The 17,247-nt window shown below is 34.7% G+C and carries 15 protein-coding genes and 2 pseudogenes; 7 read left to right on the top strand and 10 right to left on the bottom strand.

Translation table 11 applies throughout. The features are described from left to right. The first annotated feature begins 5 nt into the window (after positions 1 to 5). Both ABWU73_RS02450 and ABWU73_RS02445 read left to right on the top strand, forming a co-directional pair. Positions 6 to 923, top strand: a complete 918-nt coding sequence (locus ABWU73_RS02450; RefSeq protein WP_341810181.1) for a patatin-like phospholipase family protein — start codon at positions 6 to 8, stop codon at positions 921 to 923. Between the two features lie 11 nt (positions 924 to 934). Then, the gene (locus tag ABWU73_RS02445; RefSeq protein ID WP_341810182.1) at positions 935 to 1,531 is read left to right on the top strand and encodes a hypothetical protein; all 597 of its coding nucleotides are present in this window, start codon (positions 935 to 937) and stop codon (positions 1,529 to 1,531) included. A gap of 92 nt (positions 1,532 to 1,623) precedes the next feature. Here the strand turns inward: ABWU73_RS02445 and ABWU73_RS02440 are convergent, their stop codons facing one another. Together ABWU73_RS02440 and ABWU73_RS02435 are read right to left on the bottom strand one after the other, a co-directional pair. Next, entirely contained in the window at positions 1,624 to 2,535 is a 912-nt protein-coding gene (locus ABWU73_RS02440) for a helix-turn-helix domain-containing protein (protein ID WP_065095427.1), read from the bottom strand. A 49-nt stretch (positions 2,536 to 2,584) separates the two neighbouring features. Beyond that, positions 2,585 to 3,514: a helix-turn-helix domain-containing protein gene (locus tag ABWU73_RS02435; RefSeq protein WP_065095428.1), complete on the bottom strand. Its 930-nt coding sequence runs from the start codon at positions 3,512 to 3,514 to the stop codon at positions 2,585 to 2,587. A 97-nt stretch (positions 3,515 to 3,611) separates the two neighbouring features. Here ABWU73_RS02435 and ABWU73_RS02430 point away from each other — a divergent pair, with 97 nt between their 5' ends. From ABWU73_RS02430 to ABWU73_RS02420, 3 genes and pseudogenes are all read left to right on the top strand, one after another. Further along, complete coding sequence (locus tag ABWU73_RS02430) at positions 3,612 to 4,508, top strand: Rpn family recombination-promoting nuclease/putative transposase (protein ID WP_264328549.1); 897 nt, start codon at positions 3,612 to 3,614, stop codon at positions 4,506 to 4,508. A 20-nt stretch (positions 4,509 to 4,528) separates the two neighbouring features. Further along, the gene (locus tag ABWU73_RS02425; RefSeq protein WP_065095448.1) at positions 4,529 to 5,050 is read left to right on the top strand and encodes a pyrimidine dimer DNA glycosylase/endonuclease V; all 522 of its coding nucleotides are present in this window, start codon (positions 4,529 to 4,531) and stop codon (positions 5,048 to 5,050) included. A 20-nt stretch (positions 5,051 to 5,070) separates the two neighbouring features. Continuing rightward, positions 5,071 to 5,259, top strand: a pseudogene (locus ABWU73_RS02420) (transposase); the annotation flags it as partial. A gap of 8 nt (positions 5,260 to 5,267) precedes the next feature. On the opposite strand, the pseudogene ABWU73_RS02415 reads toward ABWU73_RS02420, so the two are convergent. After that, a pseudogene (locus tag ABWU73_RS02415) lies at positions 5,268 to 6,052 on the bottom strand (IS5 family transposase). A gap of 338 nt (positions 6,053 to 6,390) precedes the next feature. On the opposite strand from ABWU73_RS02415, the gene ABWU73_RS02410 reads away from it, so the two are divergent. After that, positions 6,391 to 7,782 carry a hypothetical protein gene (locus ABWU73_RS02410; protein ID WP_065095361.1) on the top strand — a complete coding sequence of 464 codons (1,392 nt, stop codon included), beginning with the start codon at positions 6,391 to 6,393 and terminating at the stop codon, positions 7,780 to 7,782. A gap of 8 nt (positions 7,783 to 7,790) precedes the next feature. Further along, the gene (locus ABWU73_RS02405; RefSeq protein WP_065095360.1) at positions 7,791 to 9,884 is read left to right on the top strand and encodes a hypothetical protein; all 2,094 of its coding nucleotides are present in this window, start codon (positions 7,791 to 7,793) and stop codon (positions 9,882 to 9,884) included. A gap of 548 nt (positions 9,885 to 10,432) precedes the next feature. Here the strand turns inward: ABWU73_RS02405 and ABWU73_RS02400 are convergent. From ABWU73_RS02400 to ABWU73_RS02370, 7 genes are all read right to left on the bottom strand, one after another. Beyond that, positions 10,433 to 11,749 carry a hypothetical protein gene (locus tag ABWU73_RS02400; protein ID WP_156518013.1) on the bottom strand — a complete coding sequence of 439 codons (1,317 nt, stop codon included), beginning with the start codon at positions 11,747 to 11,749 and terminating at the stop codon, positions 10,433 to 10,435. A gap of 255 nt (positions 11,750 to 12,004) precedes the next feature. Then, positions 12,005 to 13,285: an adenosylmethionine--8-amino-7-oxononanoate transaminase gene (gene bioA, locus ABWU73_RS02395; protein ID WP_065095358.1), complete on the bottom strand. Its 1,281-nt coding sequence runs from the start codon at positions 13,283 to 13,285 to the stop codon at positions 12,005 to 12,007. After that, positions 13,282 to 13,893 (bottom strand): dethiobiotin synthase, encoded by a 612-nt coding sequence (bioD, locus tag ABWU73_RS02390; protein WP_065095357.1) that lies wholly within the window; start codon positions 13,891 to 13,893, stop codon positions 13,282 to 13,284. The genes bioA and bioD overlap by 4 nt, the downstream gene beginning before the upstream one ends. A gap of 92 nt (positions 13,894 to 13,985) precedes the next feature. Next, positions 13,986 to 14,749, bottom strand: a protein-coding gene (locus tag ABWU73_RS02385) for an IS5 family transposase (RefSeq protein ID WP_156518237.1) whose coding sequence is annotated in 2 segments (ribosomal slippage) — positions 13,986 to 14,395 and positions 14,395 to 14,749 — 765 coding nt in all. Because the reading frame shifts where the segments join, the coding sequence is not laid out codon by codon here. Between the two features lie 42 nt (positions 14,750 to 14,791). Further along, a complete protein-coding gene (locus ABWU73_RS02380; RefSeq protein WP_264373952.1) occupies positions 14,792 to 15,487 on the bottom strand; it encodes a methyltransferase domain-containing protein in 696 nt (231 codons plus the stop codon). Continuing rightward, on the bottom strand, positions 15,450 to 16,103 hold the full coding sequence (locus ABWU73_RS02375; RefSeq protein WP_065095355.1) for a hypothetical protein: 654 nt from the start codon (positions 16,101 to 16,103) through the stop codon (positions 15,450 to 15,452). The genes ABWU73_RS02380 and ABWU73_RS02375 overlap by 38 nt, the downstream gene beginning before the upstream one ends. Next, entirely contained in the window at positions 16,100 to 17,236 is a 1,137-nt protein-coding gene (locus ABWU73_RS02370) for an aminotransferase class I/II-fold pyridoxal phosphate-dependent enzyme (protein WP_065095354.1), read from the bottom strand. The genes ABWU73_RS02375 and ABWU73_RS02370 overlap by 4 nt, the downstream gene beginning before the upstream one ends. Positions 17,237 to 17,247 lie beyond the last annotated feature (11 nt).

Genomic DNA, 17,247 nt, shown 5'->3' with positions numbered 1-17,247 from the left:
TCACAATGACTAAATATATTTTATCCGTTGACGGCGGAGGCATAAGAGGAATAATACCAGCCATAATACTAGCAGAAATAGAAAAAAGATCAAGAAAAAAGGTAGCAGAAATCTTTGATCTTATGGCAGGGACCTCAACCGGTGGAATTGTTGTAGCAGGATTATGTAAAAAAGATAAACAAGGAAACCCTCAATATTCAGCCAATGATTTAGTTGAGCTTTACCAAAAGTATGGACCATATATTTTCAAGTCTTCATTTTTTAGGCGATCAATATTATCTTGGTTTAACTGTGCACAATACCCATATAAAAATATTGAATTTGTATTGGACAAATATTTTGGTGATGATACTCTACAAAACACTTTAAATAATGTACTGCTTACCAGTTACGACATTCAGAATAATTGCCCATTTTTCTTTAAAAGCTGGAAAGAAGGTACTATTAAGCTGAAAGATGCACTCAGAGCTGCAACGGCTGCACCTACTTATTTCATACCAAAACATCTAAAAATTGACCAGATAGATAGAGTATTAGTGGATGGCGGGGTGTTTGCCAATAATCCTGCGGCTTGTGCATATGCAAGTGGTAAGAAATTGTTTCCAAATGATGAGATTATACTGTTATCACTAGGTACTGGTAGAACAGATAGAAGCATAGCTAATTCAAGGAGATTTGGAAAAATAGGATGGATCAAGCCACTACTGAATGTGATGTTTTCTTCAAGTTTAGATGCAATAAACTATCAGCTTGATCAAGTAATAGGTGACAAATATATACGAATACAATCGCAACTGAAAGTAGCATCAGCTGAGATGGATAATATTACATTTAAAAATATTAAATATCTGCAGCAAGAGGCAAATACAATGATAGAGGACAACCAGGAATTAATAGATAAATTCTGCGATATCGTATCTTAATTCACGTAAAAATGCCAAGCAAGATAAAGAACTTATATAAAAAAGCGAAAAAGGGCTTAAAGAATATAGCTTTGCCGAAAAAACATAAAAAAGTTCAAGAAGCTAACGATAAGCCGAAACCGCTAAGCCCTGAAATTGTGATGAAACCTACGCTATGGCAGAAAAAAGTTGAATTAACCTCTAAAGCAGAAAATATCGAAAAAGATAACAAGTGGAAAATAAAAGTATTCAAAACTAAACACGTAGAGAAGGATTCAAAAAGGGGAAAAATGTTCAAAAATGGTCTCAAAAAGCTAAAAGGGAAAATAAAAAGCCTAAACCCCATAAAGTCCAAGAAAAACAAGATAATCGGGAGCAAAAGACTAGCATTTTTACTAACATCTGCTACAATCGTGGCAATTTTACCAACATTCAGTTTAGCTCCCTTGCCAGCATTAGCGGTAACTTCTGCATGTGTTTTCAGTATTAATTTTATAGCTGTGAAGACGTTAAAGAAAGTTATCAAACAACGCAAATTAGCAGTAAGATCTGAAGATGAGCCAGAAAAACTAGAAGAGGTATCTGTTGAACAAGCGAAATCTAAGCAAATTTTCAGAGATGGTAAATAGATTTATTAAATAAACAATTACTTTTGCTTATATCTTAATATATTATTTCTGAGTACCTCTGTTTTTAATCCAGAATTCAAGTTGTTACTTCATCACTCACTCAACTCATCAACAGTTAGACCACTTGCTCGCACAATAATCTCAATCGCAATACCTGCCTTAACTAGATCTTTTGCAATCTTGATTTTCTCTGCTTTTTTAACTTTTTCCTTGCCGCTTTTCATATCTTCAGATAGAGATTTGACTAATGCATCTAATGATTCTTGTTCTCTGTACTCATCCATTAAACTCAATAGCTTTTTGCTTTCTCTTGTTTTAGGCAGTAGAACTTTAATATTCACTGATAATGCTCTTGCTATTTCATATAATTTATCAAATGAGATGGCAGTATATCCTTTTTCATATTCGTGTATTTCCTTGAGCGTTAAATCAATTTTATCCGCCAAATCTTTTTGAGTATATCTTCTTATCAATCTCCATTCTCTTATTCTTTGCCCTATTCTGTAATATATAGAATCAGTGTAAATTTCTTGTTCTGTATCATTATACTCGTAAATAGATAAGCCGGTTGCTTGGGAAATTATGTCAACTGAAACTCCTTCTTTTACTAGATTTTTTGCTATTTCCAACTTTGCTTCTTCCTGATTAATTTTTTCGCTAATATGAACAAACCTGACTAATGAAGGTACTATTTTGCCTAACTTTTGACTCTCGTATATTTTTGTTAGATAGAGTATTTCTTCGTCTTCATCTTCATGCTCTCTTACTGTTATTGGTTTAGGTAATAGATCTACAGCATCAACTGATAATACTCTTGCTATTATATATAGTACTTCAATTGGAATAACGATATATCCCTGTTCATAGCTGTTTACTTCTTGATATGCTAGCCCGATCTTACTTGCCAACTCTGCTTGAGTACACCTTTGCATTAATCTACACTCTTCTATTTTTTGCCCTATTTTGTAGCTTATAGGACTAACATTACTTGCAGAAATAAACATATATACCTCCATTTAAGAAAAAACTTTATTGCTATAATTTTTTTACGAGCTATCCATCTAAAACCATATCAATAGATAAACCTACCGCTTGCAAAATAATATCAATAGAAATTCCCCCTTTTACTAGATCCTTTGCAACTTTAATCCTTTCTATCTCTCTCACTTTCTCCTCACAAATACGTATTCCCTCAAACAGAGATTTTATTAGTGCATTACGTAGTTCTTGGCTCTCAATTTCTTTGTATTCTTTAATCAAATCAAGCAGCTCATTTTCCACTGTACTACCTTCATCTTTCTCTATTAGTAGATCTGTAATATTAATCGATAACGCTTCTGCCATTTCATATAATTTATCAAGTGGAACAGCAGTCCTTCCTTGTTCATAGTTGCTTATTTCATGACGTGTTGTATTCATTTTCTCTGCTAAATCTTTTTGAGTATACTCTCTCACTAGCCTCCATTCTTTTATCTTCTTTCCTATTTTGTAGTAGATAGAACCTGTTTTTTCTTCAATACATTCATCAGCAGAGAGGCCAATTGCTTGTGAAACAATATCAACAGAAATTCCTGCTTTAACCAGACCATTTGCAATTTTTATTTTTTCCGATTTTCTACTACTTTTCTCACTAACTTGAACAAATTTGGTTAATAAACAAAACATCCTACGTAACTCTTGATCATTAATCTTTTTATATTTCCTTACTAAATCTAATATTTCCTCTCCCTCATCTTCAAAACAGATTTTTTCATTTGATACAGGAATAAGATCCTTAATATTAATTGATAATACCTCTGCCATAGCGTATAACTTCCCAATTGAAATTTTTCGTGTTCCTTTTTCATATTGTAGTACTATTTGATACGTTACTCCGATTTTTCCCGCTAAATCTCTTTGAGTATATCCTCGCTTTAACCTCCAGTTTCTTACTTTTTGTGCTATTTGGTATCTTAGAGAGATAGTAGTAGTATGCTTTGCCATACAGAAATAAATATTATACAGGTTAACATAAATCAAAATTGTTGAACATTTCTTCAAAATTGTGTATAATTATTAATGTTTTCTAGGTTAACCCGTCATGGCTCTTTCGAAGTTTCTCGATCCAAAAAATGATATATCGTTCAAGCGCATCTTTGGCACTGAAAAAAATAAAGATATCCTTATTCACTTTCTTAATGATATTCTTGGCTTCACTGGCAAAAGTGCAATACAGGATATAGAGTTTTTAAGTACTATTCAAGACCCTGATATTGCTTCTAAAAAACAAAGCATTGTTGATGTTCTTTGTAGGGATGAAAATGGGCTGCAAGTCATAGTCGAAATGCAGGTCGCTAAAACTAAGGGCTTTGAAAAACGTGCTCAATACTATGCTGCTAAAGCCTATTCAAGACAGGCTGACAAAGGCGATCAATATCATGACCTTAAGGAAATTATCTTTATTGCTATAGCAGATTGTATTTTATTTCCTGATAAGTCTGAGTATAAATCAAAGCACACTATTCGCGATGAAGACACTAATGAACACGATCTTAAAGATTTTTATTTTATATTTATTGAGTTGCCTAAATTTCCAAAAACCAAAGAAGATCAGCTTTCAAGTATAGTTGAAAAATGGGTCTACTTCTTTAGATATGCAGATGAAACTAGTGAAGAAGAGCTAGAGAGAATAATAGGAAGTGATCTAATAATTAAAAGAGCGTATGAAGAATTAAATAGATTTAACTGGTCAGAAAAAGAATTCATTGCCTATGAACAAGAAATCAAGCGTATTCGTGATGAACAGGCTGTCCTTGCTCAAAAACTCGATGATGCTACTGAAAAAGGTAGAGAAGAAGGCATCCTTATCGGACATGAAAAAGGCAGAAAAGCAGAGAAAATTGAGGTCGCAAAGAATCTACTAAAAGCAGGTGTTTCTATTGATATTATAGCTCAAACTACTGGTCTTACAGTTAACGAAGTCAAAGACTTAATCTGATTTTATCTTTTGACACCTAGATGAACATCTTTGTACTAGATGAAAACCCAGTAATTGCAGCACGAATGTTATGCGATAAGCACATAGTGAAAATGCCATTAGAAACTGCTCAATTACTTAGTAGTGTTTTTTCAATCGCATTAAAAGCGCCAAATCCTTTTGTCAGTATCACAAACCAAAATATAGAAGTTCCATATAAACTTACTCACAAAAACCACCCTTGTTCTCTATGGGCTAGACACTCAAAAGGAAACTTTAATTGGTTGATAGGATATGGAAAAGAATTATGTAAAGAGTACACCTGGCGATATAAAAGAACGCATAAATCTGAAGAAGTTATAGATTGGTGTGATAATAATAAGGATTTGCTAATTTTTCAATCAGCTGATATACAAGCTTTTACACAAGCGTTACCTGATCGATATAAATGTAGTAATCCAATAGAAGCCTATAGAGAGTATTACTTAAAAGAAAAGATGAAGTTTGCCAAGTGGGAAAAAGGCAGAGAAGCACCAGATTGGTTGCTAGACAGAATGCTATAGTCTGATCAGTCATAAATAGAGAAGCTATCCAAATCGGCCATGAAAAAGGCAGGGAGGAAGGCATCCAAATTGGGGAAGAGCAAGGTAGAAAAGAAAGAGAAATTGAAGTTGCAAAAAACCTACTTAAAGCAGGTGTATCTGTTGAATTAATAGCTGAGTCTACCGGTCTTCCTAAAGCTGAAATTTCAAAACCTAAGGAAAAAGCCTAAGAGCCTGTTCATAATCTTTTCAGAAGTAAGGCAGTGAAAGCCAGAACGACCATTTGTAGGCTAGTATTGAGTTTTCGCTCACAATTTTTCCACAATCTTCTACATTTTTCTAACCAAGCAAAAGATCGCTCCACAACCCATCTTTTGGGCAATACAACAAAGGAATGTAATTCATTTCTTTTTATCACTTCAACGGTTGCACCAATAATCGTTTTTATTTGAGTTGCAAAATTCTCTCCAGTATAGCCTGCATCAACCAGTACATTTTTAACTCCCGAGAGGTTTTCTTTTGCATTTTCGACCATTCTCACAGCACTGCTACGGTCAGTTATCTCTGCTGTTGTTATATAAATTGCATGCTTGCGTATCTACTTCAATATGGCGTTTTATTCCTGAAATCTTTTTGCCTGCATCATAGCCTTTTTCTTCAGCAGTATCTGCATTTTTTACACTCTGTGCATCAATTATGCAGAAGCTGGTTTTTTCTTTCCGACCATTGTTTTGTCGGACCACGCCAACTATTTTTTTTTAACACCAGCTCCAGAACACTTTCTTTATCTGCATCTGGTTTTTCACTCCACTTCTTAAAATAGTCGTAACAATTGCGCCATTTTGGAAACTCTTTTGGTAGCATTCTCCACTGACAACCACTTTTCAGAACGTATAACACTCCACAAAATACATCATACAAATCAAGTTTTCTTGGTTTTGTTTTTTTTCTACAGGACTCTAGATCTGGTAACATAATCTCAAATCTTTCCCGACTTATATCACTTGGGTATAAACTCCTCATATATCCTAACTTATATACATTATCTCTTAGTTTATTCCTTTCTTGAGATCATGTACAGGTTCTAAGTACTGTAACTCCCTTAGAGCTCTTTTCAACTTATTATACTTCTTTATCCATTAGTCTAATATATTAAAGCCTACATCTAACTCTTCCGCTATTCTCGCTATGGCCTATTTGATTTTCTCACTAATTCTACGCATCAGTTAAGCGCAAAATAGATGATATTTAAATATAAAAAATATTTTTCATAAAATTTTTCTTGTCCTTGATAATTTTAGTGTTGCTATTTGATTCTAACTTTTGCATAATGCAGTAAATATTTCTATATGGAGGATACAATGCCAAGATGGACAGATCGCCATGCTACAATACTTAAGAAATTGCAGAATATCATTAAACATCCAGATTCTAATATTGCTGCCGGAAGGCGTTTAGCTATTGAAAAATGGGTAAAAACCTACACTAGAGAGGTAGAATATCTAAAAGATGATGAATTACAGTTCTTATATAACGTATTTCGTGATGAGAATTGTTGGTCAAGTGCAAGGTTAAACACTGCTACTCTAGGAAGAATGTTAACTGAAGAAGAAATAGATGAAGTAAAGAATCCACTTTGCAGATACAATATGGCTTGTAGGTACTGTATGACAGATAAAATTCATCCACTATTTCAGAAGCAACTTGAGTCTTACAAAAGTGGCTTCTCTTCCGAAGAAGTAGATGATAATGGCAGGCCTGCAACTAACAACCGCAAATATGTCAGAAATGAATTGTTAAATGCTATGAATAGTGAAGATCCTGTACTTAGCTTTTGGATTGATAAAAAATCTGGAGAATTTAAAAAGCATGATAATGCAGTAGAGGGTTTTAATAAAGCTGTGGAATTCAAGTGGAGTGAAGGAGTAGAATACTTCTATCGTCGTATAAATCAGGAAGGAAAGGAAAAGATTGATAACCTGATGGTTAAAGCTGTTGCTAATTTATCTGCTATTCAAGCTAACCATAATGTTGCTACCGTTTTAGATTTTCTTCTGCATGAAATAATCACTGATCCAATAAAGCATAAATTATTACTTGAGTTATCAAATAAAGGCAAAGGAGTTATGTATCAACCTCTTAACACATTAATACAGTGCGGGTTCGTTGATACAGTTCAATATGTAGTAAAGCACTTGTCTCAGGAAAAAGTTTTAGTGTCTGAGGAGAAGAAAATACTTTCACATTGTGGTTACGCGTTTCTCCTTTCCTCGCTTTCAAATTTGATGTTAGAAGATCCTGAAATAGATATTCAAATTAAGGCAAGAATGATTATTGTGAATCTTTGGAAATGCGATCTTTTTGATGAGCATAAAAAAGCTGTGGTTAAATTTTCCAAGAACATAGATCCGATAACAGATGTGCTTGCAGGGTTAATTGTTGATTGGCAACGTGATAATAGCAGTAGTAACGTTGTAAAGAAGCGTGAAATACTGGAAATTTTGCAATTTGTCAAAGATTTTTGTTCAGATAAGGATTTTAAATTATTTAAAGATGGTATCACTAATGATCTAAAAACGGTTTATGTGTCAGGTATGAAAGATGGCATCGACTATAGCAAGTTAGCAGAGGGGTTATTTTCTCAGCTAGGGAAGTCTGTGCATTTGTCTCCTGAAGGTAGTGGTTTCAGTGATCCACAGACCGTGTTAGAAAGTGCTGGTGTTAGTGGTGTGGCTAGTCGTAGTTATAATTAGGAGTGTTTATGCGAAATAATGATGAAGATACTGAATTAATTCAAGATTTGTTAAATGGAGATTGTGATGAGCTAAATAGAAAAGTTGGACTTTTTTTAGACCAGTGTCCATCTTTTTTACACTCGGTTGGTAGGAGTCGTTTTTTTCCTGCATTCTTCTTCGGTATGTTTGCTACTGCATTTGATTCTGGTATTATAGATTTTGACCCTGATATTGCAAATGGTGAAAGAATTTACTTTCGTTTTGATAATTATGATAATGGGAAAGGAAATCTAAAAATTGCTGTTCTAACTAATGACGTAGATGAAGATGGCATGAGAATAGTAAGATGCTACACTATTGCTGATAATGAGAACAGTCCTGGATCAAGATTCAGTGAAGAAGAAAGGCTATGGATAGAAGAAAATCAGCTACAGCACTTACAGGAAGATCTGGCTTGGGAAGAATATAAAATATTTCAGCGGGGAGAAGAGTGTGTATTTTTTCCTCAAGGAAGAGATTTTAATGGAAATCATGCATCTCCCATCGATAATTTTAGAGAAATTGCTCCAATCATGCAGCAAGGCAACTTATTAGATCGAGCAAATGGGTTAGCAAATAATAACAGTCAAGAAGTAAGAAGAGACATTAGAAGAATTTTACAATACATCGTCAATGTCTACGATGCATATCGCCAAGAATTGAATTTTGATAGTGAGTCTGACGATCATGGTTTTTTATCCGGATTTTTAGTAAATTTTAGGTACCGCGCTATGGCTGATATCTACCTAGAATTACTTATAGGAAGAGGATATGCAGATATTACTTTGCTTGTGCGTGGTCAGGAAAAATTAAATAATTCAGTTCCCATTATAATTGAGCTCAAAGCAGGTCAAGAACACGCTGGACAAGCGTTGGAACAAGCTAGGGGTTATGTTAGAAACTGTCCCATTTCATCTGTATCTGCTCATACTTCGTCAAGAAATGCTGTTTGTGTAGGGCTAAACTTTAACCATAATGCTCAACGTCTGCAGCTTGATGCAGAACACTTTTTAGAGCAAGAACCTTCTTTGATAAAAAGATTACTTAATCCTACTGAGAGAGAGGTTGCAAGAGATGTAGAAAACTATTTATTATATCCAGCCTCTTGCACACGTGCAGTACCTGGTTCTAGCCCATTTTCCTACACATCTAGGTTTGCGTTTGCAAGTATTGCATTTGAAAAAGGTACTGCTCGGATAGGGAGAGATTTGGTAAGAGTAACAAAATATCTATTCAATTACCATAATGATGATAGAATGCTAGGCCAGCAAGGACAAAGAATTGCAAGAATAAATGTTCGAGAGAGAGCTTTGACCATGGTTCTGTTTGCACTAAGTATTAACTCACTAGTTGTGCTTAACATCCGTCAAATATTGCGTCACCAATTTCCAGTAATGGCCTTAGATCTATTACGTCCACATTGGCAAGGTGCTAGAGTGCATGAAGTATTGTGTGAAATGATTGATGATAATCCTCAAGTAAACGTTATTTTAACACCATTTCAGTCACCTGATGATTATTCAAGAAATTATCTTGGGCATTTCCAAGGTGATCTTTTACGAATAGGTGGTGTTGGACAAGTACACAGAGCTGCAAGTGTAATGATGAATACCGGCTGGCAAGATGTCAATAGGCATACGGAATTATTTCAGGAAATTTCTAATGTGTTGTTTCCGTTAAGGCAAGCATTGGTAACGAGTGAAGCTGAATTTCAAGCTGTATTACATGGGTTATTTTATACTCTTGGCAATCCTGCTAGAGTAATTATTGAGTTTCAATTAGAAAGAGGGGGAAGAATAGATCTAGTGTTGTCAAGATTTGTGGAAAGAGATGATACTCATCCAATTGGGATAGAGCTAAAATTTGCTAGAACTGCAGGGCAGATACGACAAAAAAGTGCAGAAGCGAATCGACAATTACAACGATATACACAATGTGGAGGATGCGAACGTATTACTGATGGAGATCAAATGGTTTTATCATATGCTGTATTCAATAACGGTGCGCGAGGACCAGATACTCTAATATCGGTTAGGGATGTTCTTAACGTAAGAGATAACTTAGGACAGTTTTATAGATGATCTTTTACCAATGGAAGTGCTCAGGGTTTGGATGTGCTTATAGTGAAACATACATATTAAGTCCAGAGAGTGTAGGTAAGGTTGAAGGGAGAAAAATAAGATTCTTGAAGAATAGGGCTTATTTTATATCTTCTTAAGCTAAAGCCAGCCTTATCAGGTCAAATAAATTTACTGACAAAAAAGATTGCCTAATTTAGTATCTATTAGCAACTTGGTAGAAAGTGGTCACATAGGCAAAGTTGTAAGGCTAAGATAGGTTAAATATAATATAATTTGTCTAGTTTTTAGTACTTTATGCAAAAAGATGAAAAATTGAACAGGTATCTATTTTTACTATAGACTTGCCTCAATTTTTCTTTCTCATATCAAATGAATTAATATTAATCTAGTAATATATTTTACTAAAAATTTAAATAAAACAACTATTTCCAGTGGTTAAAATCAAGGAACGTGAGAAGAAGTTTTTTTGGGATGAGTTGGACTACCAAGCTTTCATCTGTTAATAATTGAACAATCATAGCAAATTATTCAACAATAGACCACTGTATTTATTCACAACTTGCTGCTGCAGTATATCCATTGACTGCAACTTTATCGATGCTAATCTTTTCAAGTGAACTTGAAAGTTTATTACAATAACATACAATTGCAGCAGCAACCAGACAACAAGCTCCAACACCTGATATTACTCCTGTTACCAGCAAACTAGCACTGAAAGTAAAATATGCAACTGATGCAGCAATTCCTGCAAGCACTCCAGCTATCGCTAATTTCCATGTAGCTGTGGTAGGCCACTTATTTTTTTGTACGCTTTGTGTTACAAGAATACTTCCATTGCTTGAATTATTAGGCTGCATGCCATTGGTTTGAGAACTATTCACTTGTCCAGAGCTTTCGTTAGCTACCGAAGACATTTCTTGTTGAACAGAAACAAGTTTTTGACTTCCGCTTTTATCAGATGGAGTTTCCAGCATAACAGGAACTTTTACTATATTTTTTACATTCGTTGAAGTTACCGTTTCAGCAGGTGTAGCAGAAGCTTGTACATGTGTGTTATTTCCTTCAAATTCTGTCAACCGAGTAGAATTAAGTTCACTTTCTGCACTATTTTCAGGTACTGTAGTTTCAATTTTATTCCGCCCTGATATGTTCTGCAACTGCTCTAGATTTCTGACAGACTTCGGTTCTTCCTTTTCCTTAAACTGTTGTTTAAGCTGCTCAATCTGCTGATTGCTTTTACTGACCTGATCATTAAACCTACCAATTTCACTTTCCTTTCGTGCTAACTCATTTTGTATCTTTGTAATCTGATCTTTTAGGGTGTTTCTTTCTGCCTCGATTGAGAAAACTTTTTCATTAAGCTCCTTAACTTTATCACTCTTTTTCTTCAACTTTTCCACTTTATTAATCAACTCTATAGCAGCATTGCTACTTCCCTCCAATTCTCGCTCTAGCTGATCTCGTTTATCTGAAATCTCTTCAATTTTATTATTCAATCTCATAGCAGGATTTCTACTTCCTTGCAGCAGTTTTTTTTCAGCATTTGCATTGATTCTAGCAACACTAATTGCTGCTGATTCACTATTTTCCTTACCTATTCTGTTTAAATCTAGATTATGTATACCATTTCTTTTGGGTGAAAGATTTTTAATTCGAGTTTTAGTCTTCCTTGCGTAAGGATAACTTCTTGCAGCAATTTTTTTTTCAACACTTGCACCGATTCTAGCAACACTAATTGCTGCTGATTCACTATTTTCCTTACCTATTTTTTTTAGATTACTTATACTATTTTCTTTGAGTGAAAGATTTTTAACATTTTGACATGTTAAAGGATCTTCACCAATACCCCCTGAATTAAATTCCATTATAAGCCCTCCTACATTGTCATATCGCTTAAGCCAGTGAAACACCACTGTATATATAACTACTTGAATATTTCCACAAAGCAACATTTTTTTATAAAAAACCAATCATAAAAATTGCCTTAACTTTTTTGCGAAATCACTATTAATTTACCAGTAATTTTCAATAAAAACTTAATTGATACAACCATTTCTAGCAACAAAAAGCAGCTAGCGCGAGAAGATTTTTTCTTGGAATCGCGTGGTCTGGTAAAGTCACTATGAAAAAATCCTGAGAATATTTCTGATCTTATTATAAGCTTCTTCAAGCTCAAAAGTGCTTATTGAATAAGGCGGTAGTAAGTAAACTGAATTACCAAGTGGCCTTATTAAAAGTCCTTGCTCTAAAAATTTTATCTTTAGTGTTTGTGCATCATGAACATCAAAAGCTGCTATTGTACCAGTCACACGTGCACGCTCGACGTTCTTACAAGCTTCAGACAAATTTGCTAATTCCTTTTTATGTATACTATGAATCCTCTTAATTGACTCCATGGTATCGTGTTTAACTAACAAGTCTAAAGAAGCAATTGCGGCTGCACAACCCAGGGGATTGGCAGTGTAGGAGTGACCATGAGCGAACGCTTTAGTAAAATGTTCACTTAAAAATGCTGAGTAAACTTCTTCGGTAGTAATTGTGAGAGCAAGTGGAAGAAAACCTCCTGTTAATCCTTTAGAAATACATAAAAAATCTGGTACAATTTGAGTTTGTTCAAGAGCAAAATAAGTACCAGTACGGCCAAAGCCGGTCATAACTTCATCACAAATTATCAAAATTCCATGCTGGCGTACCAAATTGACAACTTTTCTAACAAACTCTGGACAGCACATCCTCATGCCACTTGCTCCTTGCACCAAAGGCTCTAGAATTAATGCAGCAATTTTACGAGAACCAGCACGTAAGTGACCCTCTAGTACTTTAAGAGAATGTTCCTCTTTATTTTCTATTTTTTCATCTTCGTCCCAGGTTTCTGGAAAAGGTACTGTTAAGACAGAAAATAACAGATTTGAAAATGCGTCATGGAAGCCGGACTTAACGCCTACACTCATCGCGCCAAATGTATCTCCATGATACCCTCCTTCAAAACTCAGAAAAGTAGTTCTTTCACGGTTACCCTGATTCCACCAGTACTGATAGGCCATTTTTAGTGCTACCTCAACAGTAGTTGAACCATTGTCTGAAAAGAAAAATCTGGATAATTTATCTGGTAGTAGAGTTTTTAACTTTTCACAAAGCGTTACTGCAGGCTCATGAGTAAATCCTGCAAAAATTACATGTTCTAAAGTCATGCTTTGCTCATATATAGCCTGAGCAATCTTGGGATGAGCGTGACCGTGCAGATTTACCCACCAACTGGAAATCAGATCGAGGTATGGTTTATTATTCTCATCATAAAGATATGACCCATGAGCTTTCTTAATTGCAATTGGAAATTTGGCTACTTTCTCTTGCGTAAAAGGATGCCATATGATTTTTCTGTCACGTTCGCTTAAATTCATTGTTCCAAGATAGCTTTTAATCGATTTGAGAGTGGTATTTGCATCAGATGTTCTCTATCAACTTGTTGCAGTTTGGGTACTGATGCTAACACCTGTGCTCTACCATAAAATTCTATTGCTTCAAGATTATCTTGATTGGGTAGTCCATTTAAGATTATCCCCAAAATAGGAATATTTCTAGCACGTAGCGCTTCTAAGCTGAGCAATGTGTGATTAATTGTGCTAAGTGTAGACCTTGCAACTAGAATTGTTGGAATGGCGAGTTTTTTGATTAAATCGACCATTAGTGTGGTTTTATTGATTGGAACTAAAACTCCTCCAGCACCCTCTACGATTAAGTTATGTGTTTTGGGCAAGCTAATCCTATCGATATTAATGCTATCATTCTCCAGCGAAGCTGCCAAGTGGGGAGATAGGGGTCTTTTATAAACAAAATTTTCTTTATAAACGTTGGCGTTAGTCAAATTGCTCATTTGATGACTATCTGTACCTAGAGTACTTCCAGTCTGGATGGGTTTGAAATACGAATACCCAGTGTGTAGGCAGAGCCAACTGCTTATAGTAGTCTTACCAACGTCGGTATCTGTTCCTGTTACAAAGATCTGCATCTACTTAAAATTCCAAAAAATACTTTATAGGTAACATTAATCTTGCCAGTATAGGTTTTTACGATCTTCCTTAGAACCTGTCTTGAAAGGAGTTAAGCAGCTAATTTAGTAAGCATAGAAGTAATCATATTAAATAAGATATTGTTTTTTGAAGTAAGAGGAGAATGCTCGTAATCCTTGCTCATGCGTCTAAAATTGGAAAGCCAAGCAAAGGTTCGTTCTACAATCCAACGTTTAGGAATAACCTGAAATCCTGTATCAACCAATTTCTTGGTAATCGTTAGCAAACATCCAGTTTCCAACAAACATCGATTTTGTAATTTACCTTTGTATCCTTGATCAGCAAAAAACTTACGTAATGTTGGAGCTTTGCATTTAGCTTGAATAAAAAGATTGGTAGCACCATCACGATCCTGAATGCTTGCGCTGTGTACCTCTGCAGTAATTACAAGACCTAGTGTATCTACAATAATATGGCGTTTTCTACCCTTTATTTTTTTACCGGCATCATATCCTCTTGATCCCCTTTTTGAGTCGTTTTCACTGATTGACTGTCAATTATACCTACTGAAGGTGTTTCATTTTTACCAACCATTTTTCTTACCTCTTTTACTAGCATGTCATGTATTTTTTTCAATTTTCCATTATTACGCCACCTGATAAAATAGTCATACACCGTTTTCCATGGGGGAAAATCCTTTGGTAGCATTCTCCACTGGCAACCACCCCTCATTATATACCTTATTGCATTAATAATTGTTCTGATGTTATGTTTTCTTGGTCGTCCTATCGCTCCTTGTGCAACATAGGGCTCTAAAATTTCCCATTCCTTGTCACTTATATCACTTGGATACAATTTACCCTCCTATTTTTTGCTTACCTCATCATACTCTTTTCTTTATTCCCTTTCAAGACAGGTTCTTAGATCAGGAAAAAAAATTGCTTGGCTACTTTGATTTGCTCCTAGATTCCTAAGGTATCTAATAAATTCACTTGCGCTTGGAAAACACAATGTGAATTCTTGCGAGTCGAAAAAATATTTTTTTGGTTTCAGGTGAAGTAAATAGCTTTCTAATTCTTGTTTAGATGGATACTGATGAGTTGGTGCAGGTAATAAGGATTTTGTAAAGACTCTAGACCATTCATTAAATGTACCATCCAGTAAACACGAAAAAACAAAGACATTTGAACTATTGTATGATTTCTTTATCATCTTTTTTAAATTGCGCACCCATTGAAGTGCTAGGTTTGAAATGGTAAGATCGTGAAAGCCAAAGTCTAGTGTTTCCATATCGCCTAAGATGAATGCAACTTCCTTATATACTGCTAATTTTTCTTTTGTTTTTGCCAACATACTAGGTGATATGTCATTTAAAGTGAACTTGCTTTGCAGAAAGAAACTAAACAAAATTTCTGGAATGTAGCCTGTACCTGTACCCAAATCTAAAATAGATCGTGGATGAAATTCAGGAAAACAACTTTTTAACAAATTGATTAACTTTGCAGCACATTCTTTTTGAATAAAAGCTACATTATCATAAGACGAGCTTGCTCTGCTAAAATTGTCCTGTATGTATCTCTTTTGTAATTCCATTACAAAAACTTATAATTTGCTCGTACACAAAATGATATTCGCATAACCCTAGACTATGGTAACCTCTGCTATGCATAACAACTTTAACATCTTTATTGAAGTTATCATAGATAAGTTCCTGGGGTACGATTGTATCATTTGTTGCACCTAATATTAATAGTGATGTGCGTGGTAGCTGATGTACTGTGGTGAGTAGCTCTAAATCCTGCATTAGTTTTGCTTTATTTAACCGATTGAAAGAGTTGTAGTTTAAGCCGCATTTTTTATGGAAGGACATCAGGGTATCTACTGGATCCATTCGAAAGTGCTGTATCATCGTTTTCAACTCTAACTTGCGTTTTTTGTGTAATCGTAAATCAAATCCTAAAAAATTGATAAAAGCTTGTACACCGATAAGTCCATTAAACTTTACATTTAAGGAAGCTAGTTTTATTAGTCCAAGAGAATGTCCAATACCAATAAGTGCACCATCTTCTGGTAAGTTTAGGTTTTCTTCTCCAAAATAACCAAGATCTAAACAATAGTAAGGAATTTTAGAAAAATATTTATTTATAAGAGGTTGAAAGAACTTATAATCAAATCCCCAACCGTGACAAAATACAAAGTAATAGTTCATATTTGCTGAAGAACATGCACTAAATAGTCTAGGTTGCTTTCAGTATGATTCACATTGAGTGCAATACGTAATCTTGATGTTCCAGAAGGAACAGTAGGTGGACGTATAGCAGAAACAACCAACCCTTGTTTCAAAAGCTTTTCTTTTGCACTCATTACAGTATCCTCATCACCTAGAACTATTGGTATAATGTGTGTAACTGAATCACCTGTGTTAAATCCAAGATTTTGCAGGTTGTTTCTTAAATTTGCAGCCTTAAAGGATAAAGTCTGGCGTTGATTAGTAAAATGTTTTACTAAATCCCAACTTTTGGCTGCTGCACCAATTATCATTGGAGAAAGAGAGGTTGAATAAATAAACCCTGGACATTTATTGATTAGGTAATTCTTTATAACATTAGAACAAGCAACATACGCACCAAAGCACCCTAAAGCTTTACTAAAAGTACCCAAGACTAGATGTGGAACTTTCTGAAGGTTAATGTAGGTAGATAAGCCATATCCATTACGACCAATAATGCCTGTTGCATGTGCTTCATCTAAATACAGAAAAGCCTCATATTCTTTACTAAGAGCAAAGATTTCCTCTATTGATACAATATCTCCATCCATACCGAAAATTGTTTCAGTAACAATGAACTTCGATCTTAAGTCATTTTTAAATTTTATAAGTAAATTACTCAAGTGATTCATATCGTTATGTTGATACCGTACAAGCTCAGCATCACTTAAAAATACAGCTTGATATAAACTTGCATGATTTAATTTATCAAAAAAGACAATAGGCTTGTTACCCAACACTGATTGATCTAACAAGCTTGCAAGAACCGTTATATTGGCCTGAAAACCTGAATTAAAGATAAGAGCTGACTCAGTTCCTTTGTCTTGGGCAATCCTCTTCTCAAGGTCTTCAAATATTTTTTTATTACCTGAAAGCAACCGAGAACCAGTGGATCCTACTCCAAGCTGTACTCCAGAGAGCTTTGCTGCATCAAATAGTACTTCTGACTGACTTAGGCCAAGGTAATCGTTGGTAGAAAAGTTGATAAAACTCTCCAGGATAGCTTTTGGCAATTGGCGATATTTTCTTTTACTCTTTAGTATATTATGATATTTTTCATATGGTTTATACATAACCTATCTAT

This window comes from Wolbachia endosymbiont (group A) of Andrena helvola (assembly GCF_964028415.1).
Taxonomy (GTDB): domain Bacteria; phylum Pseudomonadota; class Alphaproteobacteria; order Rickettsiales; family Anaplasmataceae; genus Wolbachia; species Wolbachia pipientis.
Note: the sequence above shows the minus strand (reverse complement) of the source record. Positions and strands in the feature narration are given on the sequence as shown.